At 50.9% G+C, this 24,128-nt stretch carries 21 protein-coding genes and 1 pseudogene; 9 read left to right on the top strand and 13 right to left on the bottom strand.

Translation table 11 applies throughout. The features are described 5' to 3' along the window. Positions 1-5 precede the first annotated feature (5 nt). Complete coding sequence (locus AC23NW_RS13940) at positions 6-2,768, bottom strand: sialate O-acetylesterase (protein WP_487450250.1); 2,763 nt, start codon at positions 2,766-2,768, stop codon at positions 6-8. A gap of 113 nt (positions 2,769-2,881) precedes the next feature. Then, positions 2,882-3,340 (bottom strand): DUF2721 domain-containing protein, encoded by a 459-nt coding sequence (locus AC23NW_RS13935; RefSeq protein WP_487450248.1) that lies wholly within the window; start codon positions 3,338-3,340, stop codon positions 2,882-2,884. 67 nt (positions 3,341-3,407) lie between these two features. Here AC23NW_RS13935 and AC23NW_RS13930 point away from each other — a divergent pair, with 67 nt between their 5' ends. Then, positions 3,408-3,896, top strand: coding sequence for a hypothetical protein (locus tag AC23NW_RS13930; RefSeq protein WP_293839511.1), 489 nt, complete (start codon positions 3,408-3,410; stop codon positions 3,894-3,896). Here AC23NW_RS13930 and AC23NW_RS13925 read toward each other — a convergent pair. Both AC23NW_RS13925 and AC23NW_RS13920 read right to left on the bottom strand, forming a co-directional pair. Continuing rightward, entirely contained in the window at positions 3,890-4,981 is a 1,092-nt protein-coding gene (locus tag AC23NW_RS13925; protein ID WP_487450247.1) for a glycoside hydrolase family 18 protein, read from the bottom strand. The genes AC23NW_RS13930 and AC23NW_RS13925 overlap by 7 nt on opposite strands. 147 nt (positions 4,982-5,128) lie before the next feature. Then, positions 5,129-5,893: a proline and serine-rich protein 1 family protein gene (locus tag AC23NW_RS13920; RefSeq protein ID WP_487450245.1), complete on the bottom strand. Its 765-nt coding sequence runs from the start codon at positions 5,891-5,893 to the stop codon at positions 5,129-5,131. 155 nt (positions 5,894-6,048) lie between these two features. Between AC23NW_RS13920 and AC23NW_RS13915 the strand changes: the two genes are divergently transcribed. Further along, positions 6,049-6,897, top strand: a complete 849-nt coding sequence (locus AC23NW_RS13915; RefSeq protein WP_487450243.1) for a phosphodiester glycosidase family protein — start codon at positions 6,049-6,051, stop codon at positions 6,895-6,897. A 68-nt stretch (positions 6,898-6,965) separates the two neighbouring features. On the opposite strand, the gene AC23NW_RS13910 is transcribed toward AC23NW_RS13915, so the two are convergent. After that, on the bottom strand, positions 6,966-7,298 hold the full coding sequence (locus AC23NW_RS13910; RefSeq protein WP_293836198.1) for an arsenosugar biosynthesis-associated peroxidase-like protein: 333 nt from the start codon (positions 7,296-7,298) through the stop codon (positions 6,966-6,968). A gap of 13 nt (positions 7,299-7,311) precedes the next feature. On the opposite strand from AC23NW_RS13910, the gene AC23NW_RS13905 reads away from it, so the two are divergent. The 3 genes from AC23NW_RS13905 to AC23NW_RS13895 all read left to right on the top strand — a co-directional run bounded on the left by AC23NW_RS13905 (position 7,312) and on the right by AC23NW_RS13895 (position 10,996). Next, a complete protein-coding gene (locus tag AC23NW_RS13905) occupies positions 7,312-7,536 on the top strand; it encodes a hypothetical protein (RefSeq protein WP_487450242.1) in 225 nt (74 codons plus the stop codon). Between the two features lie 85 nt (positions 7,537-7,621). Further along, positions 7,622-8,386 carry an HpcH/HpaI aldolase family protein gene (locus tag AC23NW_RS13900; protein WP_487450241.1) on the top strand — a complete coding sequence of 255 codons (765 nt, stop codon included), beginning with the start codon at positions 7,622-7,624 and terminating at the stop codon, positions 8,384-8,386. Positions 8,387-9,037: 651 nt separating this feature from the next. Continuing rightward, positions 9,038-10,996, top strand: coding sequence for a hypothetical protein (locus AC23NW_RS13895; RefSeq protein WP_487450239.1), 1,959 nt, complete (start codon positions 9,038-9,040; stop codon positions 10,994-10,996). Positions 10,997-11,166: 170 nt separating this feature from the next. Here AC23NW_RS13895 and AC23NW_RS13890 read toward each other — a convergent pair whose 3' ends face one another. Beyond that, entirely contained in the window at positions 11,167-12,183 is a 1,017-nt protein-coding gene (locus AC23NW_RS13890) for a transglutaminase domain-containing protein (RefSeq protein WP_487450238.1), read from the bottom strand. Positions 12,184-12,217: 34 nt separating this feature from the next. Between AC23NW_RS13890 and AC23NW_RS13885 the strand changes: the two are divergent. After that, positions 12,218-12,702, top strand: a pseudogene (locus AC23NW_RS13885) (PPC domain-containing DNA-binding protein). 137 nt (positions 12,703-12,839) lie between these two features. Here AC23NW_RS13885 and AC23NW_RS13880 read toward each other — a convergent pair. Continuing rightward, positions 12,840-13,217 (bottom strand): DUF779 domain-containing protein, encoded by a 378-nt coding sequence (locus AC23NW_RS13880; RefSeq protein ID WP_487450237.1) that lies wholly within the window; start codon positions 13,215-13,217, stop codon positions 12,840-12,842. Between the two features lie 78 nt (positions 13,218-13,295). Continuing rightward, complete coding sequence (locus tag AC23NW_RS13875; RefSeq protein ID WP_487450371.1) at positions 13,296-14,777, bottom strand: aldehyde dehydrogenase family protein; 1,482 nt, start codon at positions 14,775-14,777, stop codon at positions 13,296-13,298. Positions 14,778-15,115: 338 nt separating this feature from the next. Here AC23NW_RS13875 and AC23NW_RS13870 point away from each other — a divergent pair, with 338 nt between their 5' ends. Beyond that, positions 15,116-16,045 (top strand): AraC family transcriptional regulator, encoded by a 930-nt coding sequence (locus AC23NW_RS13870; protein WP_487450236.1) that lies wholly within the window; start codon positions 15,116-15,118, stop codon positions 16,043-16,045. Here AC23NW_RS13870 and AC23NW_RS13865 read toward each other — a convergent pair. Further along, on the bottom strand, positions 16,042-17,037 hold the full coding sequence (locus AC23NW_RS13865) for an endonuclease/exonuclease/phosphatase family protein (RefSeq protein WP_487450234.1): 996 nt from the start codon (positions 17,035-17,037) through the stop codon (positions 16,042-16,044). The two genes, AC23NW_RS13870 and AC23NW_RS13865, sit on opposite strands and share 4 nt — an antisense overlap. 193 nt (positions 17,038-17,230) lie before the next feature. Between AC23NW_RS13865 and AC23NW_RS13860 the strand changes: the two genes are divergently transcribed. Then, the gene (locus AC23NW_RS13860) at positions 17,231-18,526 is read left to right on the top strand and encodes an aminopeptidase P N-terminal domain-containing protein (protein WP_487450232.1); all 1,296 of its coding nucleotides are present in this window, start codon (positions 17,231-17,233) and stop codon (positions 18,524-18,526) included. A 157-nt stretch (positions 18,527-18,683) separates the two neighbouring features. On the opposite strand, the gene AC23NW_RS13855 is transcribed toward AC23NW_RS13860, so the two are convergent. Further along, entirely contained in the window at positions 18,684-19,295 is a 612-nt protein-coding gene (locus tag AC23NW_RS13855) for a TetR/AcrR family transcriptional regulator (RefSeq protein WP_487450230.1), read from the bottom strand. A 347-nt stretch (positions 19,296-19,642) separates the two neighbouring features. Then, positions 19,643-20,074, bottom strand: coding sequence for a WapI family immunity protein (locus tag AC23NW_RS13850; protein WP_487450229.1), 432 nt, complete (start codon positions 20,072-20,074; stop codon positions 19,643-19,645). 166 nt (positions 20,075-20,240) lie between these two features. Here AC23NW_RS13850 and AC23NW_RS13845 point away from each other — a divergent pair, with 166 nt between their 5' ends. Then, a complete protein-coding gene (locus tag AC23NW_RS13845) occupies positions 20,241-21,449 on the top strand; it encodes a saccharopine dehydrogenase family protein (RefSeq protein ID WP_293836218.1) in 1,209 nt (402 codons plus the stop codon). 267 nt (positions 21,450-21,716) lie between these two features. Here the strand turns inward: AC23NW_RS13845 and AC23NW_RS13840 are convergent, their stop codons facing one another. Next, positions 21,717-23,294, bottom strand: coding sequence for a M20/M25/M40 family metallo-hydrolase (locus AC23NW_RS13840; protein WP_487450227.1), 1,578 nt, complete (start codon positions 23,292-23,294; stop codon positions 21,717-21,719). Positions 23,295-23,483: 189 nt separating this feature from the next. Further along, positions 23,484-24,113, bottom strand: coding sequence for an HmuY family protein (locus AC23NW_RS13835; RefSeq protein WP_487450225.1), 630 nt, complete (start codon positions 24,111-24,113; stop codon positions 23,484-23,486). Between the last annotated feature and the right edge of the window lie 15 nt (positions 24,114-24,128).

Genomic DNA, 24,128 nt, shown 5'->3' with positions numbered 1-24,128 from the left:
CCCTATTAAATGCTCCTGATGTCAATAGTTGCCGTATCATCTTCGCCGTTCTGCGACCCGTTGTTCGGCGTGCTGTCGGGGTCGGGCTGGCTGCATCCTGTTACCTGTGCCCGTTGAATTAACTGCCCTGTTGCTGTCACAGTTGCCGTAAACGTAAACCAGATATTCTGCCCTGCAGGCAACTGACCTATAGACGCTGTCAGTAATCCGTTCTGGAACGTCATGAGGTTTGGCGAAGACAGAAACTGAAGACCTGCCGGAAATTCATTCCCGATTGAAATGTTGGTGGCTGTCAGACCTCCGTCATTATAGACGACAATCGTAAAAGAAACGACCTGACCAGCGGATACCGTCCGGACATTTGAAAACATGCGCAGGCTCAGGTCGGCACCGGTTGAACTGCTGGCCGGTTGATTGGGCTGTACGGCCGGAAGCGACACCTGATTCGGGTTCGGCGAGGCATAAACGGCATCGGCGCCCTGATCGCTGGTCCGCAAATCGGCAAAGGCAGCATCATCCTGTCCGTCGCCGGTACCTGAGCCGGGCTGGCTGTTCGGATCCGGATTGCTGGAGCCCATGATTTCGGCCGCATTCTGATAAATGCCGGGTGCCGTAACCTGTGCCCGGAAGCTGTGTGAGGCCGTACTTCCCGCCGCCAGATTTGAGAGTACACCGCTTACGGTACCATTCGCGAAATTTAATGTCGGTGATGAGATAAAGTTCAGATTGGGCGGTAAACGGTTTTCAAAACTCACAGTTGTTGCGCTGCCGGGCCCCGAATTTTTGATGTTGAGGGTATAGCTCACGATGTCGCCTGTCCGCGGAGTCCGGTTGCTGACCATCATATTCAGTGATAGATCTGCGGCGACTACCGTATTGCTGGTTGGTACATAAATCGTGATTGATGTAGTGGCTACGCACGCACTGGCGCTCCAGCAGCTCAGCGAGTAGGTGGTCGTTATGGTTGGGTTAACCACAATAAAGCCAGTAGTTGCGCCGGTCGACCACCGTTGTTGCGCCCCTGTACAGCCCGATGCGGTCAGGGTTGTATTTTGTCCGTTTGTCAGCGTTGAACTCCCCGGTGTAATAACCGGTGTAAACGAGGAGCCTGATGAAACGGTTACGGTAGCAGGGGCCGATACGCAGCCATAAACCGGATTAATGGCCTGAACGCTGTATTGCCCGGCTGCGCTCACAACGATACGTTGCGTAGTTGCGCCCGTACTCCACAGGTTATTGACGGTGTTGCCGGAGGTAAGTGTTACACTCTGCGCATCGCAAAGAGTAGCGCTTAACGGCGTAACGGCAGGCGTAGCCACGGTTACGCTGGCGGGTACAGTCACCGCCGGCGGGAAATAATACTGGTTCTGACTGTTGCGGATGCGGGCGCTGTACGTGCCCTGGCCTACAGTGATAGATTGTGTTGTTGGCCCGTTATCCCACAGGTAGCGGTTGTAATTTGCCGGCTGGTTGATGGTCAGCTGATTGTCGGCCGCGCAGCTGACCGATGTAAGGGGTTGTAGCTGGCCCGTATACGGCGTTGTTACGGTAAAAAAGTTTGTGGTCAGCAGCGCATTGGCCCAGGCAACGCCCACCTTTTGCTGGCCGGTCGGCGAGAAGTGAATCTGGTCCGGACGATCGGTGTCGGAGCTAATCTGGCTGAGATCGGGCCCCTGGTAAACCTTGTAATTGGCCGTATTGATGACATTCTGCTGGGCCGATTTCACATTTGCCCAGTCAGCACCGGCGGCATACGATGATATAGCCATACTCCAGGCCAGGTTCGGCATGCTGAACTCAGAACGTACCTTGTCAATAACCCCGACGTTATACATCTGAATAGACGATGCATCAAGTGAGCGGTCATTTTCACCATGCTGGAGCAGTACACCACGGATACCGGTGGTGGGCACATACAGGTTCATGATGTTCCGCATGTTCACATAGGGCATGCGCAGGTCATACCGGATAAAGCCATGATCAAAGGGAATATCATACGCTGCTTTGTAGGTATGCTCCATGTTGGAACCGCCGAAACCGGCATTGTAGAACAGCACCGGCACACCCAGTTGTTGCACTAGCAGGTCGCCGACATAACCCCAGAACCAGGAAAATTTGGCAAACGGCGCCTCGCCGACATAAGTATCGAGTTTAGCAAAACGGGCTGCCCCCGGCAGATAAGCCGGGTCGGCGGTGTTTTCGTAAATGCTGAAATTGGGTGACGAAAAGGTCGATGTGTTATTATCGTTCAGCTGCACGCAGGTAACACGGTCGTCGGTAGCACCGGTGAGCGTGGGGCACAGGTTACATTCATAGTTGCAGGAAGCCACGCTACAGGTAGACCCCTGCGCGTTGGAGTGGCCCATAATAGCCAGTACTTCGCCGACGCCGACCCGCTGGATGGTATCGGTCGCTACCACAGCGTTGTTAATTACCCCTTTAACGACGATTTTCCACCAGCCGCCGGTCAGGATAACGGCACCGTTGAACTGACCGCCGCTCAGGTTGGTTTGTAGCGTAACATTACTCATTGCGGTTGCCCCCGAAATCCGGTTGATTACATCAACTGAGATGCGGTCATAAGCCTGGCTATAACTACCGGCAATCTGTACGGTGGCCTGATTGTTGTTACTGCGCTGGAAGACCATCCGTTCCTGCGGGAAGGTGGCATCGAGTTGTGCTTTCACCGCAACCGGAAAAGCGAAGGTAATTGAAAAACAGAGTAGTAGAAGGCGTACCAATCCCCACGAATCATTAAAAAATCTCATAACCACAGCCCTAACCGAAGCACCTACGATAATTGAGCACCAAATTACGGATTATTTGCGAAAAGGGGAAGCAGGACGGGTAGAACACATGTGAAAAGTTGTATACGAAAAGGTTACTTCTGCTTCTTGTTCCGGCGCGGGAAAAAGCGCGCTCTGGTGGCTTCAAGCGAGGGATAGGTAAGTTCATGTTCCATGTCACTCAGCTCGATTTTCAGGGCATTGATCGAAATCGAAATTTCAACAACCGAGATGCCAAGCGCCAGAATCTGGAGCAGCAGCGCTGATACAAACAGCCAGCGGGCAGCGGTCTGGCTTCCCTGAAAAATGACCAGCATACAGATCGCACTCAGCAACAGGCTCAGTATACTGATAATCTGCATATTCCGGATCAGGAAAAGCCGCCGGTGCAGATTCTGTATCTGGGCAACGTATACCGAGTCGGGGTTCGTACGGAATTTTTCGTGCAGATCACGGATGAGGCTGGCAATGGCCAGAAAGCGGTTGGTGAAGGCAATCATCAACAAGGAAACCGTTGAGAACAGGATAGCGGGTGTACTGACGGTAAGCTCCATTTTTATGTGCAGGGATTTGTTTTTGGCAAACGATTGTGTTCATTTGCTATAAAAATAGCCATAATGTATGCGGTTTGATGATGATGATGACGAGCCATTTGACTGGGACGATTTCGAGGAAAATTATGACCCCGAAGCGGCTCAGCGTGAGCTGGAGGCTGAAAACCGGCGTATTGAAAATCTACCCGTTCTGAAAAAAGCGCAGGAAGTGCTGGACATTACCCAGGCCATTGCCGATACGATTGACAAAGAGGCGGACATTTTAATGATGCACGAACAAATGATCGCCAATGCGATGATGCTGGCGCCCAAAATTGTTGGTGCCGAAGGCGGCGATCTCTTTACAATCCGGATGGAGAACGCGGTGTTGATTAAAATCCACGCCCGCGAACTCCTGACCCAGACCAATTACCTGCGTGCCGAACGCCTCTGCGATCCTGCCTACATCAAACTCCTTCGTGAGGAGATTGAGCAGTTCCGGGTGCTGTTTGTTGAATGGGTGAAAAGTTTCGACCGCACCAACGATATTCAGGATAACTGGGGCTTATTCTACTGATGTTTGACCCGGTCAATCACATCCAGCAGTCCGCCTTTGGGCTGATCACCGTTTAAATCCCAGAACATAATACCACCCAGTTTCTGATCAATCGCGTACCTCGTTTTTGCCTCAATGGACCGCGGGTCGTCAAACGTAAAATAGAGCTTTTCCGCAGCATTGTAGAGATAGGGAGCCTTGGCGGTATCATCCCAGTAATACGTAAAGCCTTTGTCCGGTGCCATTACATTAGCGCGGTCGCGGTAATTAGTACCCGATTTAAACTTGCCTGCCTGATAACGGCCGTTGTTTACATTGGCTACATTTTCCCACATACGTCCGTAGAAAGCAGCACCGATCACCAGCTTGTTGCGGGGAACTCCATGATTGATCAGCCATTGTACCGCATTATCCGTTGATTCTTTCTGTTCGGGTGTTGAGTACAGCGGTGTATGGTGGCCCGTGACGGTCGAATAGCCATGTACCAGATCATACGTCATCAGGTTTACCTGATCGACTACGGCCATAACCGGTTTCCAGTCGATTGATTCATCCAGAAAACGCTGGAACCCACCGGCAGCAAAGGTGATCTTATACTTAGGACCCAACTCTTTCCGTAGCTGCTGGACTAAACGGGTGAAATTCGGCTTGTCTTCCGGTACCCACCGGTGGCCGGGGTGCCCCGGAATGGCCGGATATTCCCAGTCAAGGTCAATGCCGTCTGCATTAAAATAAATTAGGTTTGCCTTTACTGACTTCGCAAATACCTGCCGGTTTTCTTCCGTCGAAAAGATTTCCGAGCACGGTGCACAGCCGCCCCAGCCGCCCAGCGATACATGGACTTTCAGGGCCGGATTCTGTTTTTTCAGGGCAACCAGCTTTTTGAGGGTTAGCGAGTCCCGGGCATTGTCGATCGCAAAGCGGTTGCCCTTCAGGTGACCGAAACTGTAAATAATATCGGTCATTTTTTTGGGATCAATGTCGGCCACCTGTTCCGGTCCGGCCGAGTAATAGGCGATTACCTCAATCGGGGCGGGTTTGGGCGCAAAAACGAATGCGGTTGATGAAATTAAGAGCGTTAACAGCGCCAATACGTTTGTTTTCATTCCTGTTGGTAGTTGAGATAAGCTGCGATTTTAATGATTTTGGCGCGGATTGACGGCAATCAGGCCGAAAATAGGTACAGAATCCATGAACTTCCCAAAAAAACAAAAAGGCGGTTTCCCGCCCTTGTTGTAGTATGCATGAGTGTCTTACCGCCAGTTGATAAACTGCTTCAGATCGCGCTTAGAGCTGTCAAAACTAAAAGTGTCGAACACAATGTAATAGTTCTGCCGGTCGGTAACCGATTCCCAGCCAACCTTAGCGGTTTCAAGACGGTATTTATCGAACGAGAACTGACGCAGCAGATCGGATAACTGCGCTGATGACAGCGGACGGCCCGGCAGCACGTTGCGGAGCAGCTCAAATTTCCGCTCGTCGAAACTTTCGCGGTTTACGCGGCTTTTTAACTGCTCAAAATCAAAGCGGCTCATACCGGCTGTATTGGTGTTCGGCGGGTAGTTACCGTTACCGTTGCCGGGACGGTCACGATCCGGCCATGTATTCCCGTTCGGCCGGTCAGGGTTTCCGTTTGGCCAGTTGGGGCCGTTGTTGGTATAACCCTGCTGATCCCAGTCTGGTCCGCAGTAACGGCCGTTGATGTAGAGCGGATAGACCGACAGCGGGCGGATGCCGCGGCGTGGCACGAATTCGGCAACGGTCCGGCTATCGTTCCGCAGATCAATCCAGTCCTCAAACACCTGCATGTTGTTCCGCAGAATGGCAATACGCTGGCGACCGGCCGGCAGGTCAAAAAAGCGGAACCGGCCGCGCGACATGGTGATGGTCTGGTCGTCGATGGAGACGGTGTACCGGCCGTCGTCGCTGATGCGCAGAAAGAATTCGGCATCGGCCCGCGCTTGTGTAAACGCAATAGTCAGAAAAGAAAATATCGCAAGGGTCAGTTTCGCTTTCATGGTCGTAACACGTGAAATGGTTGTCTTTGCCGGTAAGATAGCAAGAAGCCGGGCATGGTTTAATCCCTGACCAAAAAATAGCTTATTGTAAAATGTTTGTTACCAAAAGCGGCATTATGTGTGTCAACCAGCATGTCTCATTTACATTTGCAGCTATGAGAACCATTTGCTTTCTGCTTTGTCTGGCTGTTTTTCCGGCTTTTGCCCAACCATCATCTGATTCCCTGCGGTTTGTCCGCCAAAACTGGAAACAGACGAAACTCAAAAAACGGGTTTTCTGGCGGGAAGCACATTTCGACACGCTGTTCCAGGCTCCGCAAAACCTGAACGTCCTGATTTTTCCGAACGGAAAGCGTAAGCCATCCATTCACCTTGGCTCTGCCGGACAGGCACTGAAAGCAACGAGCTGGTTCGGTAACCGGGATCAGGCGCTGGCGGCGGTCAACGGAACATTTTTTGATGTCAAAAACGGCGGGTCTGTCGATATGATCAGCGTTGGCGGGCAGTTGATGGACTCAACGCGCTACACCCCCGGCAAACCACTGGCAGAACACCAGCAGGCAGCAGTTCTGATTGAAAAGAATACGTTAAGCGTCGTTTTTGGAGGCAACCACGCTGGCTGGGAACGGGCATTGACCGCGCCGGATGTGATGGTCACCGGGCCGTTGCTGTTGCAGGAGGGACGCCGGCATACCTTACTGAAGAATGCCTTTAACGATAACCGTCACCCGCGCACCTGTGCCTGTGTAACAACGGATAACAACGTGATTCTGCTGACAGCCGACGGGCGTAATGCTAAGGCGGCAGGGCTGAATCTGCACGAACTGGCCTCGGTCATGAAGTGGCTGGGGTGCCGTGACGCCATCAATTTTGACGGGGGCGGGTCAACAACGATGTGGATTCGTGGCCAGCCTGAAAACAGTGTGGTCAATTACCCTTCTGACAGTAAACAATGGATCCATACCGGCGAACGGCCGGTGAGTAATGTGGTATATGTGAAATAAAAAAGGGCAGCTTTCAGGAGCTGCCTTCTTTTATTCAGACTGTGATGACGTCCGGTGTCGAACCGGAACTACATAGACAGCTCTTTCGCTTTATTCATCATTTGTACGCCATGTACGAGTGATGCCCCGCCACGGATTGCGGCGGCAACGTGCACGGCTTCCATCATTTCCTGCTCCGAACAGCCCTTTTCGAGGGTATCGCTTGTATAGGCATCAATGCAGTACGCGCATTGAACCGTGTGGGCAACAGCCAGTGCAATCAGTGATTTTTCACGGGCAGTCAGTGCTCCTTCTGCAAAAACGGCACCATAGTAGCTGAAAAATTTATCAGCCAGTTCTTTCTGAAACTCGCCGATTTTACCAAATTTTTTGAGGTCTTCGGGGTTGTAATAGGTTTCCATCTGTGTTTTCTGAATGTTAAAAAGAATTTCTGGTCAGGCAGCCGCAGGCGATACAATCGCCGGAAAGGGCAGTACGGCCACTTATTTAACGCTGAATCTACGAGATATTTTGCATAAAAATCATTGTCGTCGCCCAGGTCAGGCCAATGATTACAACCAGAAAAAGGATAGCTGGTTAGTCTTCCACAGAAAAAAAAACGTATTGCTGGCAACGAATGGCTCAGAAAAGCGGTCATAGGCTAATAAGCAGACACCTGTGCAGCATGTCAGGCTGGTGATCAAGATGCATTTATGCTACCTTGCCGGTATGAATTTGCAGATACATGAAGGAAAACACAGTAAAAACAAAACTAAAGAATAAGCAGCCTGTATTTGGTGTCCTGTCGGGCTCGCCGGACCCGGAAATTGCTGAAATGTGCGGCGTTTTCGGACTTGATTTCTACATGATCGACGGTGAACACAGCCCCGTCACACCTGGTCAGGCGCTGGAAATCGTACGGGCCTGTGAACTGAGCGGCATCATTCCGATGGCCCGGATTCGCAGCAATGATCCGAAACTGATCCTGCAATACCTGGATGCGGGTGTTATGGGCATTATGATGCCCGGCATCAGAACGGCAGATGATTTGCGTGCGCTTGTCAGCGCTGTAAATTACCCGCCGGTGGGAGAGCGCGGGCTGGGATTTGTCCGTGCGGCCGGCTACCTGCAGGGGGTATTTGACCAGAAGGAATATATCCGGTTTGCCAACGAGCAAATACTGGTGCTGCCACAGATCGAAACCAGAGAAGCGGTTGATAATCTGGACGAACTGGTAACGGTTCCTGGTATTGACGGGTTTGTGGTCGGACCGCGGGATCTGGCGCTGTCACTTGGCTACATTGAAGGCCCCGGACACGAAGATGTAAAACGCACCATTGCCAGGGTAGTCGGTAAGATTAATCAGGCCGGACTAATTGCCGGAACAACGGCCTCAGGCGGGGATCAGGCAAAAGCCTTAATCGATCGTGGGGTACTTTTCTGCCTGAATTCGGTTGCAGGGCTGCTGAAAACATCAATTACAGAGTTTACCAGGAAACGCAGTGTGTAGAAAAATGACGCAATTTATACGCCCTGGTTAGCCGGTCCGGCTGAAGTGAAATGACTGCCAGTGGCTTACATAAAGTTACTTAAGTTACCGACGTATATAAAAGTGAATATGAAGAAATACCGTTTACTAACTTACTTAAGTTTCTGGTATGCTGTTTTCTGAGTTTATCTATTTTTATAGCGCTGGTAATGATGTTTTTAGTTATAACTGGTAAATAAGTTAAGTAGAGAAATGTAGTTTTTGTGATTTGCTCAAACAAATGTGTTTTCTGTAAGTTTGCGTTTGTAAACACCCGTCCGCTCGTATGAACATAAAAAATGAGGGGTGTTTTTGGGGCTGACGCTGTTACATTAGTGAAACGGCACGTATTAAAGTGGGCAATCCGGAACGCTTTACTTACCTGGCCGGCACTTGGTTCCTGACGTCAGGACCGGAGAATAAACTTTAAAGTACATTTTTAATTAAGTAACGTTAAGAGTATCGAAAGTACGTAATTGTACACTTCCAATAATTGCCCTGACAGGTGACTTGCTGATCCGAATCAGGCAATTGGATAAAAAAAATGGATTTTTAGCTGTCCAGGCCGTATTTTTTTGGAATAGTGACAGACAATTACAAGTTTCGTCTCAAAATAGTAAAATGTCGTTTATCATGACCAGAATTATCCGACAACTCCTCTTAGAACGGGCAAAATGGCGTCAATTTGTAACTTATGCGGCTGCAGGGTCGTTGGTTACAAGTTTGTTTTTTTCGTCGCCGGATGCCTACGCTCAACAAGCAGACACCGTTCGCCGAACTACCCAGGGAGATCGTTGTACTCCCCGCGAAAACCTCTTTAAGCTAGGGATTCGTCCTTACAGCGACACGCTGAAACGCGCTGACTTTAAAGCGCAGTATGGCAGCACCGCCGAGCTTACTGACTGCGATACAACCTTACAGACGTTCGTATTAGTTCGTCGCCCTTCTCCGTGGAAAGTTGGTCTGTTTGCCGGACCTAACTTCGCATACTGCGGTACATGGGACAACACATTCGGGCCGAACAAACGTGACAAGTCATTGTACAACGGTACTGGTTTCAACATCACCGGTAACGCTGACTATTACTTCTCACGGCCTGAACGCCGGCTGAAATTTGGTGTGGGTGCTGCGTTAGGTTACCAAAACTACATTACACGTTCGGCTTACCGCAATTCACTGGTTGACCTGGGTGTCAGCCGTGGTATTCCGGCTAACCAGATTTCGGTCATTCACCGGTCTTCGGAAGATATGTACCTGACAATCGGTCCGGCCTTGCAGTGGATTTTTGCCCGCAGCCGCCGGAACCCGACCTGTACATCATTCCTGGAGCTGGCCGTTCGCGGTGGTTTGTTCCGGACCCAGGCAGCAACAATTGCCGCCTTCGCTCCGGCTCAGAACGACCGGTTGATCCGCTCGGTTAACCCAAGTGATAAATTGTACCACCCAGGTGGTCTGATGTCATTGGGCGTCTTCTTCCCGCTGCGTAACAACTGGCACCTGGGTGTTCAGGCGCAAGGGTTCTACACAAAGCTGAACTACCTGATTGTTGATAACGGCGGAGATATGGCCGGTCAGCTGATGGAGTTCGAACGGAAGCACGGTGGTTTCAGCGCCGGCTTAGCGGTTCGCAAAGGCTTCAACCAGAAGCGTCTGATTCCAAAGGCACCAACATCGTGCCCTACCTGCGACTCGATCCCGACAGTTGCTGTCCGTTTCAACAACATGCGCATCAATGGTCAGACAGTGGCTTACCGCGACAGCCTGACAGAAACACTGACGGCACCGGTTGTGAGCTGGAAGAGCACAACGCTTAACGCACGCAACGAAACGTTCACCGCCCGTCTGTACTACCGTCCGGACACAGTTGTTACCTCAACCGGTGATCAGGTAATTGCGCAGAAAATTAACACGACAGATACTACCCTTGCGCTGCCGACAGAATTCCTGAGCAATGGTCAGCCTCGCCGTGGTTTCTACTATGTAACGGTACACAACCGTCAGGATGCAAAATGCGGTTCATGTATGAGCGAAGTTGCAACAACAAGCTTCGCGTTCCTGAATCCTGCACAGCCTGTTCTGGCCAGCGCACCATGCAAGTACACGCACAAACTGGAGCGTCTGGAAGTTAACTACCGTACGCCGTACACACGTGAAGTGGCTAATGTATGTTATTGTAATGGTACTGTTACTTCAGTTGGTGATACGGTTACCCGTCTGCGCTACCGCAGCCTGAACCGCCGTCTGGCTGGTGAGTACTCATTCGAAAACGAGCAGCTGGTGCTTAACCTGAAAGACCTGCCTGGCGATCTGGCTCAACTGTTACAGACAGAGAAGTCACGCATCGAAAGCGGTTCGGTTACCCGGTACAAAGGCCGTCGTGTTCGTCCGCAAGTACAGAACTTCCGTGCGGTATTCACCGTTACGCAGCCTCCTTGCAACGGCCAGCCTGAATCAGTTATCGGTTCATTCAGCGTAGTGATCAGCGACAACACGTACTCGATCACAAGCCTGCGTCCATTGTCAGATGCTGAATACCAGAAATTAACTACACCTGCTCCGGCACCTGCACGCCGGTCACGCAGCCGTCGTTAATCGATACAAAACAGCGTAAAACAACACGGGCCCGAAGAATTCTTCGGGCCCGTGCTGTTTTTTTATACCGGCTGCTGAAGACCAGCGATAGTAAGTGAGACGCTGCTATCCGGATAAAGACAGGTTTTCGGGTAAAACAACCGGCATCTAAATCATTTAATAGCCGGTAATCAATTATTGACCACCAGAAAGGTAGCAATCCCTTCATACGATTTAACCCGTTCGTAACCATTTTTAGGCTTGGCAAAGACGTAAACCGTGTAGGTGCCGGACGTAGGCAGGTCAACTGCCAGCTGGTACATTGATCCTTGTTTTCTGACTGACACATCGGATTGAGTCGTCATCATCCCTTTGGGTCTGCCTACTGAACAGGTAAATTCTACGGCCTGATTCGGGTTTTCGAAGGTTAAGACAACCTGCCCGTTGGCGCGCAGCAGACCGCGTTTCGGAAAGGCAGGATTAAAGCCAAGCCGGAAATAAGCATCGTGAATTTTTGGATACCTGTCAAACTCACCCTTGCTGACCGGCCGGCTGAGGAGCTGCCATTTCGGATCGTTCGGGTAGTGCTGGGCAATAAACTGTTCCGGATCGGTGAGAAAATAGTGGTCATTAAAACGCCCTTCTTTGGCCGTTGTGGCTGCCCAGGTCAGATCAATCAGATACCAGTCACCATCCAGCCGCACAGCATTCCATTCATGATCCAGCCGGGGAATCGGCATACCTGCCTGTGAATCGCTGACCCGGGAATAGCCCTTTACGTTCTCTACCTGAACACCTGCCTGTTTCAGCAGTTGTTTGTAAATCAGTGCAAAGCCGGTACAGACTGCCCGCCGGCTTTGTAATACCTTCGTCGCATAATCTACTTCCGAATAATACACCTGGCCACTGTAAATAGAACCGTCATACCGGATATGACTCAGTACCCAGGCATAGATCGACCGTGCCTTGGCCGTTTCGCTGTGAGCAGGTGCTGTCAGGTAGGTTGCCAGCGTTTTCAGATTCCGTGTATAGGCTTCCGGAGTTCGTATCGCATACGAGTCAATTACCTGATATTCACTGGCCTCCCATGCTGTATTGAGATTGGCAGAAACTGTTTTTTCGGATACAACAGGGTGAAAATCAGGAGCAAAAGCAGAACTGATAAATAAAAATGTAGCTGGAAAGAGCCGGGTAATGTAGTTTCGCATACGGTCAGATCAATCACACATCAATCTAACTAGTATGCTTCGTTTTTTATTGTTCAATGTATGTTTCTCTTTTTATAGTATGATGGATCTCAATGCCCAGCCGGTTGCATCCCGGCTGGAAACGTTTTCCTTTCGCCTGAAACCAGGTCAGGATCTGAAACAACAGATTGATCTGGTTGTCAAAGAAAAGCGGATTGAAGCAGGAGCCATGCTGACCTGTGCCGGAAGCCTGACCGATGTTCAGCTGCGGCTGGCCAATCAGGAAAAACTACCCACTGGCAGGGGCATTTCGAGATAGTGTCGCTGGTTGGTACCCTCTCCGCCAATGGCAGTCACCTGCACCTGTCGGTATCGGATTCAACAGGGCGGACCATTGGCGGGCATTTGTGGGAAGGCTGTAAAATATACACCACGGCTGAGATCGTTATCGGGGTATTAACCGATGTCGTGTTTGCGCGGGAACCCGATCCGACGTTTGGCTATAAAGAGCTGGTTGTGAAACCGAAGCGGCGGAAGTAAGAGGGCGCGAAGGGCTATGGGCAGGGTGTGTAGGCAGTAAAAAATAACGGGGCAGATGCTGGTCTGCCCCGTCGCCTGATTGCTGTATTTGCGTTTTCGGGATCTTTCCTGTGCCTGACGTCAAGGACAGCCGATAGTTAAACGCCGGTAGCCGGTGCTTCCAGACTGGTTACTTCTTCGGCGGTCAGTAATCGGGAACGGATCAGAAAACGGATACCCATCGGAATTTCCAGCGAAAAGCTGGCCCCCCGTCCCGGTGTTATATCCACTGTTAAGTGAGTATGTTTCCAGTACTCGTACTGATCTTCGGACATCCAGAACGGACATCCGTGAATATGCCCCAGCAACACATCGGACGACCCGATCTGAAAGTCACCGAGCTGAAAGCACATCGGCGCCGAGCCGTCGCAGCAGCCACCACTCTGATGAAACATCAGATCGCCGTATTCGGCCTGTAACCGGTCAATGACCCGGATCGCCGCCTCCGTCACCGACACACGTGAGATTGATGTCATGATGATTGGGTGATTGCGCGAATGAGTGATTGAGTGAAAGATTATTCACTCAATCACTCATTCACAATTCACTAATTATTAAAAGAAACCTAACTTCGATTTGCTGTAGGAGATCAGCAGGTTTTTGGTCTGGCGGTAATGGTTCAGCATCATCAGGTGCGTTTCACGGCCGAAACCAGACTTTTTATACCCGCCAAACGGGGCGTGGGCAGGGTAGTGGTGGTAGCAGTTAACCCACACCCGGCCGGCCTGAATGGCTCTCGGTAGCTGATACAGCTCGTGGGCGTCGCGGGTCCAGAGCCCGGCACCGAGGCCATAGAGCGTATCGTTGGCGATTTCCAGCGCTTCTTCAGTCGTCTTGAACGTCGTTACGGACGTTACCGGCCCGAAAATCTCTTCCTGGAATACCCGCATTTTATTGTGGCCTTTCAGGATCGTCGGCTGAATGTAATAGCCTTTGCCCAGTTCACCGTTCAGGTTGGCGGCCCCGCCACCGGTCAGTACTTCGGCGCCTTCTTCCTTACCGATATTGATGTACGACAGGATTTTTTCGTACTGATCATTCGATGCCTGCGCACCCATCATGACCGTAGGATCGAGCGGGTGTCCCACTTTAATCGCTTCGGTGCGGGCGATAACACGCTCCATGAAACGGTCGTATACGCTTTCATGCACGACCATCCGCGACGGACAGGTACAGACTTCGCCCTGGTTGAGGGCAAACATAACTGCACCTTCCACGCATTTATCAAAGAATTCGTCGTCGGCATCGGCGATAGACGGCATAAAGATATTCGGCGACTTGCCACCCAGCTCCATCGTTACCGGAATCAGGTTTTCCGAGGCATACTGCATGATCAGACGGCCGGTTGTTGTTTCACCGGTAAAGGCAACTTTGGCCACCCGCTTCGACTGGGCCAGCGGCTTACCGGCTTCCACACCGAAACCGTTGACGACGTTGACCACGCCCGGTGGAATGATGCCTTCCAGTAATTCCATCAGGACACAAATGGAGGTTGGAGTCTGCTCAGCGGGTTTAAGGATGGTACAGCAACCGGCAGCCAGGGCAGGGGCCATCTTCCACGTAGCCATCAGCAGCGGGAAGTTCCACGGAATAATCTGGGCCACAACACCAATCGGCTCCTTAATAATCATCGAAACCGTTGTGGCATCCAGTTCGGTTGAATAGCCTTCTTCGGCCCGGATAACACCGGCAAAATAACGGAAATGGTCAACTACCAGCGGCAGGTCGGCCGCCAGGGTTTCCCGCACCGCTTTGCCGTTATCCATCGTTTCAACGCGGGCCAGGTAGTCCAGGTTCTGCTCAATGACGTCGGCAACCCGGAGCAGCATATTACTGCGCTCGGTTACCGAGGTGCGCGACCAGGCCGGAAATGCCTTATGGGCTGCGTCCAGAGCAAGCTCAACATCAGCCGCTTTAGAACGCGGCATGCGGGCAATCAGACTGCCGTCTACCGGAGAAAAATTCTCGAAATACTCACCGCCGACAGGCGCTATCCACTGGCCGCCGATATAGTTTTCGTATTGTGCCTTGAACATTGGCCGTGCCAGGATGTTGCTGCTGGTTTGAATCGTTTCCATGTACTCTGGTCTGTTATGAGATTAAAATCGCATTGTTTCTGTTACAAATTTTGCCGATAGAGTACAAAAAGAGTTCACTTATCATATCAGGAAGTTGAACGATACTCTCAAAATGGATTTAGACATAACCAGATTGGATAATTATGCGTTAATTGGTAAAGTATGATAAAGAACATAGCGCAGATTGTTGAAAAAATTGCAACTTGAATCGTATTAGTGCTAGTCTTTGTCGAAATAGTACCAGCTGAGTGAATGTTACTTTGTTCCATTGAGCCTACTGTATGCATATGAATCCCATGTCAGCAACGTTTGATTTAACCAGACATCTGCAAACCCGCAAACTGGAGCAGGTGGTAGAAAATCGTACGGCCTATACCATCGACACGGCGGAGCTGAACATATACGAGACGCACCAGTATGCGGAGAAAGTAGAATTGACGTTCAACAGTCCGGTGCTGGCCAGTATGATCCGCGGGAAAAAGGTGATGCACCTGCCCAATACACCATCGTTTGAGTTCCTCCCCGGCGAGTCGGTGATTATGCCGGCTAATGAAACGATGTGTATTGACTTTCCGGAAGCGCGGATGCAGAACCCGACGCAGTGCCTGGCGCTGGCGATTGCGCCGGATAAAGTGAAGCAATTAACGGATTACCTGAATGATAAGGCGCCGCTGATTGATCAGAAAAAAGGCTGGCAGTTTGATGAGTCGAATTTTTACCTGACCAATGATTCAACCATTAATCAGCTGATTGCCCGCCTGATACAGATTTTTACGGAGAATAATACGGCAAAGGATCTCTTCGCTAATCTGGTGATGCAGGAACTGGTCATCCGGCTGATGCAGACTAAGGCGCGGCAGATGCTGCTGATGAATTATCACCCGTATGTAAACACCAACCGGTTAGCGCATGTGGCAAAATACATTCAGGATCGGCTGCATGAGCAGATGACAGTCAGGGAACTGGCCGATCAGGCGTGCATGAGCGAGCCGAATTTTTTCCGGTGTTTTAAGCAGCAGTTCGGTCTGACGCCGATTGAATACATCAATAACCAGCGCATTCAACAGGCGATGCGGTTGCTGAAGACGAGCAACCAGTGCCTGGCCGATGTGTGTTTTGTGTGCGGTTTCAACAATGTGACCTACTTCCTGAAGCTTTTCAAGAAAACAACCGGCATTACGCCGGCGCAATTCCGTAAAACCTACCGGCAGTTACAGTTAGGCTAATCTTGTTTCGTGAAGGCCAGATCAACGACAACGGCTTTGTGGTCAGAACCTGGTTGCGGAAGGGTCCGGAAATTAACGGTCCGGAATCCGCTGTTCACAAATGCCTGATCAATAGGAATCATCATCGGTGGCAGGAACCGCGGCCACGTTTGCTGGAGGCCGAATCCTTTGCGGCAGGCCTTAATGTCCGGCTTATCCTCAAAATACTGCGCGTAAACCGGTGAGAAAATACTGACGTTGAAATCTCCGATCAAAACAGCCGGTTGCGGTACCTCCTGAATACGTCCGCTGACGAAGGCCAGCTGGTCGTTGCGTTCGGCAAACCACGACGGCAGAATCGGTGTGCGGGTATGGACGGTCATAAACGACAGATCATGGCCCCGCACATTGGTCATCATGTGTAATACCAGCTTATTGCGCCGGGCCTGTTGATCGACCAGAAAGGATGTCCGGCTGGCTACCAGTAAAAAGCAGGGATCTTTCGCCATCAGCGTATCCGTATACGGATAGGTATCCGCCAATGCTTTTGTTACCTGCTCAACGCTTTCGGGCGTCATTTCCTGTAGTACAAACAGGTCTGGTTTTTCCCGCCGGATCATGTCAATTGTTGTCTGCATTTCCTCACGGGTGTAGAGCACATTGGCGTGCAGGATGCGTACATCGGCTTTGGTACCGGCGGCCGGAGGAGTAGCCATTAACCACGGAAGTACCTGATAGCTGTGCCAGCCAAGGCAGAGTGCAGCAACCCCCGTCAGCAACCACTGGCGGCGAATGGTCCAGAACAGTGTCAGCAGGGCAGCAATAGCGGCATACTGAACCGAAAAATGACTGCAGAGTTCAAACAGGAAAAAGAAACGACCCAAACGGCCAAGGATCGTGGCCAGTGCCAGAAGGCCGGTTGCCAGCACAAGGCCGGTATGGATCCACTCCGGCTTAACGGAGAATTTTTGCTTACCCGAAGAAACGGACGGTGTAGTGTCGACTGCCTGCACGGATGCCTGATACAATGGTTAACCCTGCAAAGATACGGCGCTTTGTGTTAAGGTGCTGTTAAAGAATCCGGCCAAACGCTTTTCCTCCTGCCCGTAAGCTGTTTTCTTTGCGAACGGAATTGCCGGTGGCATTCTGTCAACAAACAATCTGCGTCTAAACAGGCCGGACATAACCCGGTATTTTTATTCTGGTATGCGTTATTTGCCAATTGATAATCAACTATTTGTCCGGAACCGGCAGCGGCTGGTACAACAACTGAAACCGAAATCGCTGGCGATTCTACACGCCAACGACGTGATGCCTACCAATGCCGATGGTACGATGACGTTCCGGCAGAACAACGATCTGTTTTACCTGACGGGTGTCGATCAGGAAGAATCCATTCTGGTACTCTGCCCCGACCATCCGGATGAGCGCTTCCGGGAGGTATTGTTTCTGCGCGAAACCAGCGAACTGATCGAAATCTGGGAAGGCCACAAACTCACAAAACAGGAAGCCGAGGAAACGTCGGGCATTTCCCGCAAGAATGTTTACTGGACCCACCAGTTCGAGGCAATCTTTATCCAGATCGTTTTTGAAGCCGAACAGGTTTACCTGAACACCAACGAGCATACGCGCAACGGTTCGGAGGTGGAGACGCGCGACATACGCTTTATCAAACAGTTTAAGGAGCGGTATCCGCTGCACCGGCTGGAGCGCCTGGCACCGGTTATGCACTACCTGCGGGCGATTAAACTGCCGCAGGAGGTTGAGTTGCTCGGACGGGCTATCGACATTACCGATACGATGTTCCGGCGGCTGCTGAAATTTGTGAAACCGGGCGTCTGGGAATACGAAATTGAAGCCGAAATGATGCATGCCTTCCTGATGAACCGCTCACGCGGTGCGGCCTATACGCCGATTATCGCCTCAGGGAAAAATGCCTGCGTCCTGCACTACATTGACAACAGTGCCCAATGTCAGGCCGGTGATGTACTGCTGCTCGATATTGGCGCTGAATATGCTAATTACAATGCCGACATGACACGCTCGATTCCGGTCAGCGGCCGGTTTACGGCCCGTCAGCGTGCGGTGTATGATGCGGTGCTGCGGGTCATGAAGGCTGCTACGGATATGCTGCGGCCGGGTAACCTCTGGGATGAATACCACAAGGAAGTGGGCAGCATCATGGAAGCCGAATTGATCGGCCTTGGGCTGCTCGATGCCCAGGCTGTTGCAAAGCAGGACCCTGATGCGCCGCTTTACAAGAAATATTTTATGCACGGCACGTCCCATTTTCTGGGCCTGGACGTACATGATGTCGGGAATAAATACCGCCGTTTTGAGCCGGGCATGGTGTTTACCTGTGAGCCGGGGATCTACATCCGGGAAGAAGGGCTGGGCATCCGGCTGGAGAACAACATTCTCATTACCGAAGACGGTAACCTTGACTTGATGGGCCGGATTCCGGTAGAGGCCGATGAGATTGAGACATTAATGAACGAATAAAAAGCAGGCGCCTGGCTTTATGAGCCGGGCGCCTGTATATAGATGAAACTACCGGACGTTAAGTAAGCAGAATTAGATTAGAATTAGCCAGAGAGCATAGAGTTGTATTTCAATGGCTTATTCACTCAATCGCACATTCACTAATTCGCACAATAACTTATTTGGTAGCCGCCTCTTCTTCTTTTTCGATTAGCGAGCGGTTCAGGCTGCGATGAATGCGCTCGACGCCTTTTTCGATGCGGTCCCAGCCGGCTTCACTTTGCAGGTCGATGCCGATAAACGGATTGCCCTGATCAGACAGCAGGGTCAGATACGTGATCCCGGCCAGAATAATTGCCGTAATGCTGGTAGGATCATAATCCGGATAGGGGGCCAGTTTCTGAATCATTTTGGCATAGGCTTCACTCCGGAACTGGGCAATCCGGCGCGCCAGTTCGGTTTCGCCGTGAGACATTTCCCAGCGGACAAGGTCTTGTGACGATTTGCGGGAACGAAACTCACGGGTCAGCCCCAGGATGTACTCAGACCAAACTTTGTCGCGATCGGCAGGGGGGATGTTGGCAGGTAACGTGTCAGTATATTTGTCATTGAACATCGACAGAAAGAAGCCGCGTTGAACATACGCTTCCAGCAGTCCATTCCAGCCACCAAAGTAGCGGTAAATCAGTACTTTGTTGACCTGAGCCTTTTCGGCTACTGAGTTAATGCCTGCTTTTTCTGTTCCCCGTTCCGCGATTACTTCTCCGGTTGCCCGCAGAATCCGATCCATCGTCATAGCACGATTACGTCTCTTTACAACTTTCATAGGTGAAATTGCATTTAGGTAGTTTGTGTAAGATTAGCCAGGTTAGTTAGGGTTGATTATATCTTTTTACGATATACGTTACAAAAATGTAAAAAATACCCTATGTTACCAAGTGGTAACGCGTATTTATGTGGATATCGCAAAAAAAAGTATTGGTATTGTACTATAGAGCAGAAAAAAGTTGTTTTTGCCAGCATAGCTGAAACGGTTTGGGGAGCAAAAACCGTTTCCGACTACAATTATGGCAAAAACAACTTAAAGTATAAAGAGTATCTTAAAAGTATTTTTTATTTACTCAGCCTTCTAATCTGTTAACGTTCAGGAAAGGCGGCTAACTGGCGGCTAAGCTGGGAAATTACGTCTTCAAGCTGGCTACGGGTCAGTACCATGCTCATCTCAACCGGAAAGTCAGGATAGGCATTCCAGGATGGTGTCAGGTCATGATCAAGCTGAATCTGGCAGGCATAGGTTTGATTAGGTAACGCTGAGATATCAACGCTCAGGCCCGGTTCCGCAAAATTTGTCGATATCCGCGATGTCCGGCGCGAAAGCAAGGCCTCCAGATCGGTCAGTAAACGGGCAAGCTCATACGTCTGTAGGGGAGCTGTCTGCGTATCGGAATTTTTCTGCCACAGCGTTGATACGCGGCAGTTAAGGTTGTTGCGTCCCCGCCAGTTGCTGCCTTGCTGGCTGTAACCCAGAATCGAAAGTTCAAAAGAGCCAAGAGAAGATGCCAGTTTCATAACGTTTGAGTGATTTAAAGAAAGAGAGATAATCTACTAAACGAATATACATAAATATTGTTTCAGTAACAAGCTTCCCTGTCTTTATTTATCACTGCTTTATCCCGCAAATAAGGACTATCTTTGCGCCTAAATCATTACAACGACAACAAACCATTCGATTAACATGGCAAAAGTGCTCATTATTGGTGCAGGAGGGGTTGGTAGCGTGGTGGCTCATAAGTGCGCCATGAACGCTGACGTCTTTACTGACATCATGCTGGCCAGCCGCACAAAGGCAAAATGTGACCGGATTGCAGCCGAAATACAGGAAATGCACGGCGTAACGATTCAGACTGCGCAGGTAGATGCCGACGTAGTGCCTGAGCTGGTTGCGCTGATTAAGCAGTTTCAGCCGGTACTGGTCATCAACGTTGCACTTCCTTACCAGGATCTCCCGATCATGGATGCCTGTCTGGAAACAGGTGTCAACTACCTGGATACGGCCAATTACGAGCCGAAAGACGTAGCTAAGTTCGAATACAGCTGGCAGTGGGCTTATAAAGAGCGCTTTGAGCAGGCGGGTATCATGGCTTTGCTGGGTTGCGGTTTCGACCCTGGCGCCACGCAGGTATTTACGGCCTATGCCGCTAAACACCATTTCGACGAGATGCATTACCTCGATATCGTCGATTGTAATGCGGGGAATCACGGCAAGGCATTTGCCACCAACTTTAACCCTGAAATCAACATCCGCGAAATCACGCAGCCCGGCCGCTACTGGGAAAACGGCGAGTGGGTTGAGATTCCGGCCATGTCGATTCACAAACCAATTGAGTACCCTGAAATCGGCGCCCGTGAGTCATACGTACTGTATCACGAAGAGCTTGAGTCGCTGGTGAAAAACTTCCCGACCATCAAGCGTGCCCGGTTCTGGATGACCTTCGGCCAGGCGTATCTGACGCACCTTGAGGTGTTGCAGAACGTGGGCATGACCAGCATCCACCCGATTAAATTCCAGGGTGTTGATATTGTTCCGCTCGAATTCCTGAAAGCCGTATTACCGGCACCGGATTCGCTCGGCGAAAACTATACCGGCCAGACCTCAATCGGTTGCCAGATCAAAGGGATCAAAGACGGTCAGGAGAAAACTTATTTTATCTGGAATAACTGCGACCACGCGGAGACCTATAAGGAAGTACGCGGTCAGGCGGTAAGCTATACTACCGGTGTGCCGGCGATGATCGGTGCAATGCTGATGCTGAAAGGTGTCTGGAACAAGCCGGGCGTCTGGAACTGCGAAGAAATGGATCCGGATCCGTTCATCGAGCAAATGAATAGCCAGGGCTTACCGGTGCAGGACCGCGTTAACATTACGCTGCCGCACGAATACTAGTCTTCAGGTTAACACTAAACAAAAAACCACTCCTTCATCGAGGGAGTGGTTTTTACATTTTCTTAACCTAAACAATCTAAACTCTTTATATGAAAACGGTAAGACCGTTACTGAATGTTCAGCAAAATGAGCAAATAGCATGTTTGATGAGTGTATAAACAGACGTTACGTGGTCTTACGCTCGAAGGCGTATACGTCTATATAAGGGTATTCATCAACCTACATACTGTTATTTGTCCTTTTTTTTTGTAAACGGGCTAAAAAAAATTACCGGGCCGATTGCATGGCCGTCATCGGTGCCTTCATCGGTAATTTCTGATCACGCATCGCCGCATTGTAAATAAACGCCGCGACAATCGTTGCCGCCTGTTTCAGGTCGTCCGGCTGGAGGTGATCGTAGGTATCCATATTGGTATGGTGCGTACGGGTATCGTACTCGATCCGGTCCTGAATAAAGCCAAAGCCCGACAGGCCGGCGCGGTCAAACGATACGTGGTCGGTGCCGCCGCTGCTGCGCTGGGCTACGGTCGTAGCGCCGAGGTCATGGAACGGCTTCAGCCACTGGGTGAAAATCGGGCTGGCATCGTTGTTATTCTGCGAATAGATCCCGCGGATTTTACCGGTGCCGTTGTCTACGTTAAAGTAGCCAGCCAGAAGCTCACCTTCCTTTGTCAGTTTGTTATTGGCGTCAACCAGGTGTTTGGTCACGTAATTTTTTGACCCGTGCAGCCCTTGTTCCTCCCCGCTCCAGAGCGCCAGCCGGATCGTACGGCGTGGTTTTACGCCCAGTGCTTTCAGAATACGGACGGCTTCCATCATCACGGCCGAACCCGCGGCGTTGTCGGTAGCACCGGTAGCCGCATGCCATGAGTCAAGGTGCGCACCCAGCATCACCACTTCCTCTTTCAGTTTAGGGTCGGTGCCCGGCAGCTCGGCCAGTACGTTATAGCCTTTAGTATCGGCGGTGTGGAATTTCGTTTTTACATCCAGTTCCAGCTTAACCGGTACATTGGCTTTCATCAGCCGGCACAATGTCATGTAGTCTTCCATCGAGATCGACAGATCGGCCAGATCGTCCTGGGTTGACCCAAGGGCTGCGTTGGCGTAATCACCGCTCACGAACAATGTACCGTCTTTACTGGTCTGGGTCGTATTCAGAATGCCGAGTGCGCCTTCCTGTTTGGCCAGTTTCCGCATTTTCTGGTTGAAGGAGTTGCGGGTCCGCATGGCCTGAATCATGTTCCGATACGTTGAATCAGCCCCGTTACGGCCGCCGCGACCACCGGCTGCCGGCGTTTCAGCGGCCATTTTGGCCAGATCTTCGTCGGTAAAGCGGTCGGCATCGGCTTTGAACGATGGCTTGCCCGTAAACGACTGATCGATCAGAATGACTTTGTTTTTCAGCTTACTGCGGTACGATTCAAGAGCGGTGGTGTCGGAATCGCTGATATAAAGAATTTCTGCCTGCTGGAGTTTATTGGTGCTGCCACTCCAGGCACGTGGCACGGCAATCATGGATTTGTAATACGGAGCCGTCATGGCGATGTAGCACCGCTCTACTTCCCAGCCTTTACCCCATTCACCCCACGATTCGAGGCGGGCGTTCTGCAGGCCCCACTCCGCGAGTTTATTTTTCGTCCAGTTGGCGGCCTTCATGAACCCTGGGCCTTGCAGGCGCGGACCGTTCACGTCGGTCAGGTAAAAAGCCGTTTCCATAACCTTCGACCGCTGAAGCCCCTCTTCCCGGATTTTCTGCATCATCTGAAGGTCAATTTTTTCATCCTGCCCGAACGCACATAGCGAAGCCGTAGCCAGCAGGCCGGAGAGTAAAAGTTGTTTTTGCATAGAATTGTGTTTGTTAACGATTTAACCGGCAATACGATTGCGGGTCAATTTAACACAAAAACAGAAGAGTATGGGCGTTAAGTAACACAAAGGCCGAATAAGTCTCTTAAAACAAGAAGGCCGTACACCAGCGGTATACGGCTTTGCTGACAATCCGTTTGCTATGAGATAGAGGCCGGTACAAGCGGTCTAATTCAGTTTTTTGCTGCCATCCGGCTGGTAAACATAGCGGAAGGTAAAGTAGCGGCTTTCGCTGGTAGCGGTCGGGGTTGCCGGCGCATCCTTGTAATAGCTCAGAACCTCCAGTTTGGCATATTTACCGTCGCCGGTCTTCAGAATCAGGACTTTGCCTGGAATCGGGGAAACAATCGTATTCGCGTAATTGTACCAACCCTTGCCCGAACCGGTCGGTATCGCCAGCTGCGAACTGCTCTGATCGGTCGCGAACGTAATACTTTCCGGAACGCTGGTTAATTCGTCGAATGTGCCGGTATGGATATACGCACCCCCCTGACCCGACCGGATGGTCCCGCCGTTAACGATAAGGGTTGTGCCCCTGAAACCAATGTCCCACTTATTGGAGGCCGAATCGCTGTTGGCAATCTGCTGGCCGTCTTTCAGGCTGAACAGGGTATACTTGCCGGTTCCGGCGCCCGGCTGACCCGTTTGCGGATCAATTGTTACCGGATCGGCGGCGAGATTTTTGACCGTCTGCGATTGCACCGGCTGAACGGTTGGTGTATTGTCGTCATTTGTGCAGCTGAAGAAACTGATGGTACTGAACAGACAGACGGCGAGTGAAAGATGTACGCGTTTCATAGAAATACTGGGAAA

It is taken from the genome of Arsenicibacter sp. R0_47 (genome assembly GCF_057652235.1).
This window is presented reverse-complemented; position numbering and strand designations above follow the sequence as displayed.

Bases quoted from the DNA above. Each gene is read 5' to 3' on its own strand.
- AC23NW_RS13940 (WP_487450250.1), bottom strand. From the start codon at position 2,768: ATGAGATTTTTTAATGATTCGTGGGGATTGGTACGCCTTCTACTACTC.
- AC23NW_RS13935 (WP_487450248.1), bottom strand. From the start codon at position 3,340: ATGGAGCTTACCGTCAGTACACCCGCTATCCTGTTCTCAACGGTTTCC.
- AC23NW_RS13930 (WP_293839511.1), top strand. From the start codon at position 3,408: ATGCGGTTTGATGATGATGATGACGAGCCATTTGACTGGGACGATTTC.
- AC23NW_RS13925 (WP_487450247.1), bottom strand. From the start codon at position 4,981: ATGAAAACAAACGTATTGGCGCTGTTAACGCTCTTAATTTCATCAACC.
- AC23NW_RS13920 (WP_487450245.1), bottom strand. From the start codon at position 5,893: ATGAAAGCGAAACTGACCCTTGCGATATTTTCTTTTCTGACTATTGCG.
- AC23NW_RS13915 (WP_487450243.1), top strand. From the start codon at position 6,049: ATGAGAACCATTTGCTTTCTGCTTTGTCTGGCTGTTTTTCCGGCTTTT.
- AC23NW_RS13910 (WP_293836198.1), bottom strand. From the start codon at position 7,298: ATGGAAACCTATTACAACCCCGAAGACCTCAAAAAATTTGGTAAAATC.
- AC23NW_RS13905 (WP_487450242.1), top strand. From the start codon at position 7,312: ATGTTAAAAAGAATTTCTGGTCAGGCAGCCGCAGGCGATACAATCGCC.
- AC23NW_RS13900 (WP_487450241.1), top strand. From the start codon at position 7,622: ATGAAGGAAAACACAGTAAAAACAAAACTAAAGAATAAGCAGCCTGTA.
- AC23NW_RS13895 (WP_487450239.1), top strand. From the start codon at position 9,038: ATGACCAGAATTATCCGACAACTCCTCTTAGAACGGGCAAAATGGCGT.
- AC23NW_RS13890 (WP_487450238.1), bottom strand. From the start codon at position 12,183: ATGCGAAACTACATTACCCGGCTCTTTCCAGCTACATTTTTATTTATC.
- AC23NW_RS13880 (WP_487450237.1), bottom strand. From the start codon at position 13,217: ATGACATCAATCTCACGTGTGTCGGTGACGGAGGCGGCGATCCGGGTC.
- AC23NW_RS13875 (WP_487450371.1), bottom strand. From the start codon at position 14,777: ATGTTCAAGGCACAATACGAAAACTATATCGGCGGCCAGTGGATAGCG.
- AC23NW_RS13870 (WP_487450236.1), top strand. From the start codon at position 15,116: ATGTCAGCAACGTTTGATTTAACCAGACATCTGCAAACCCGCAAACTG.
- AC23NW_RS13860 (WP_487450232.1), top strand. From the start codon at position 17,231: ATGCGTTATTTGCCAATTGATAATCAACTATTTGTCCGGAACCGGCAG.
- AC23NW_RS13855 (WP_487450230.1), bottom strand. From the start codon at position 19,295: ATGGATCGGATTCTGCGGGCAACCGGAGAAGTAATCGCGGAACGGGGA.
- AC23NW_RS13850 (WP_487450229.1), bottom strand. From the start codon at position 20,074: ATGAAACTGGCATCTTCTCTTGGCTCTTTTGAACTTTCGATTCTGGGT.
- AC23NW_RS13845 (WP_293836218.1), top strand. From the start codon at position 20,241: ATGGCAAAAGTGCTCATTATTGGTGCAGGAGGGGTTGGTAGCGTGGTG.
- AC23NW_RS13840 (WP_487450227.1), bottom strand. From the start codon at position 23,294: ATGCAAAAACAACTTTTACTCTCCGGCCTGCTGGCTACGGCTTCGCTA.
- AC23NW_RS13835 (WP_487450225.1), bottom strand. From the start codon at position 24,113: ATGAAACGCGTACATCTTTCACTCGCCGTCTGTCTGTTCAGTACCATC.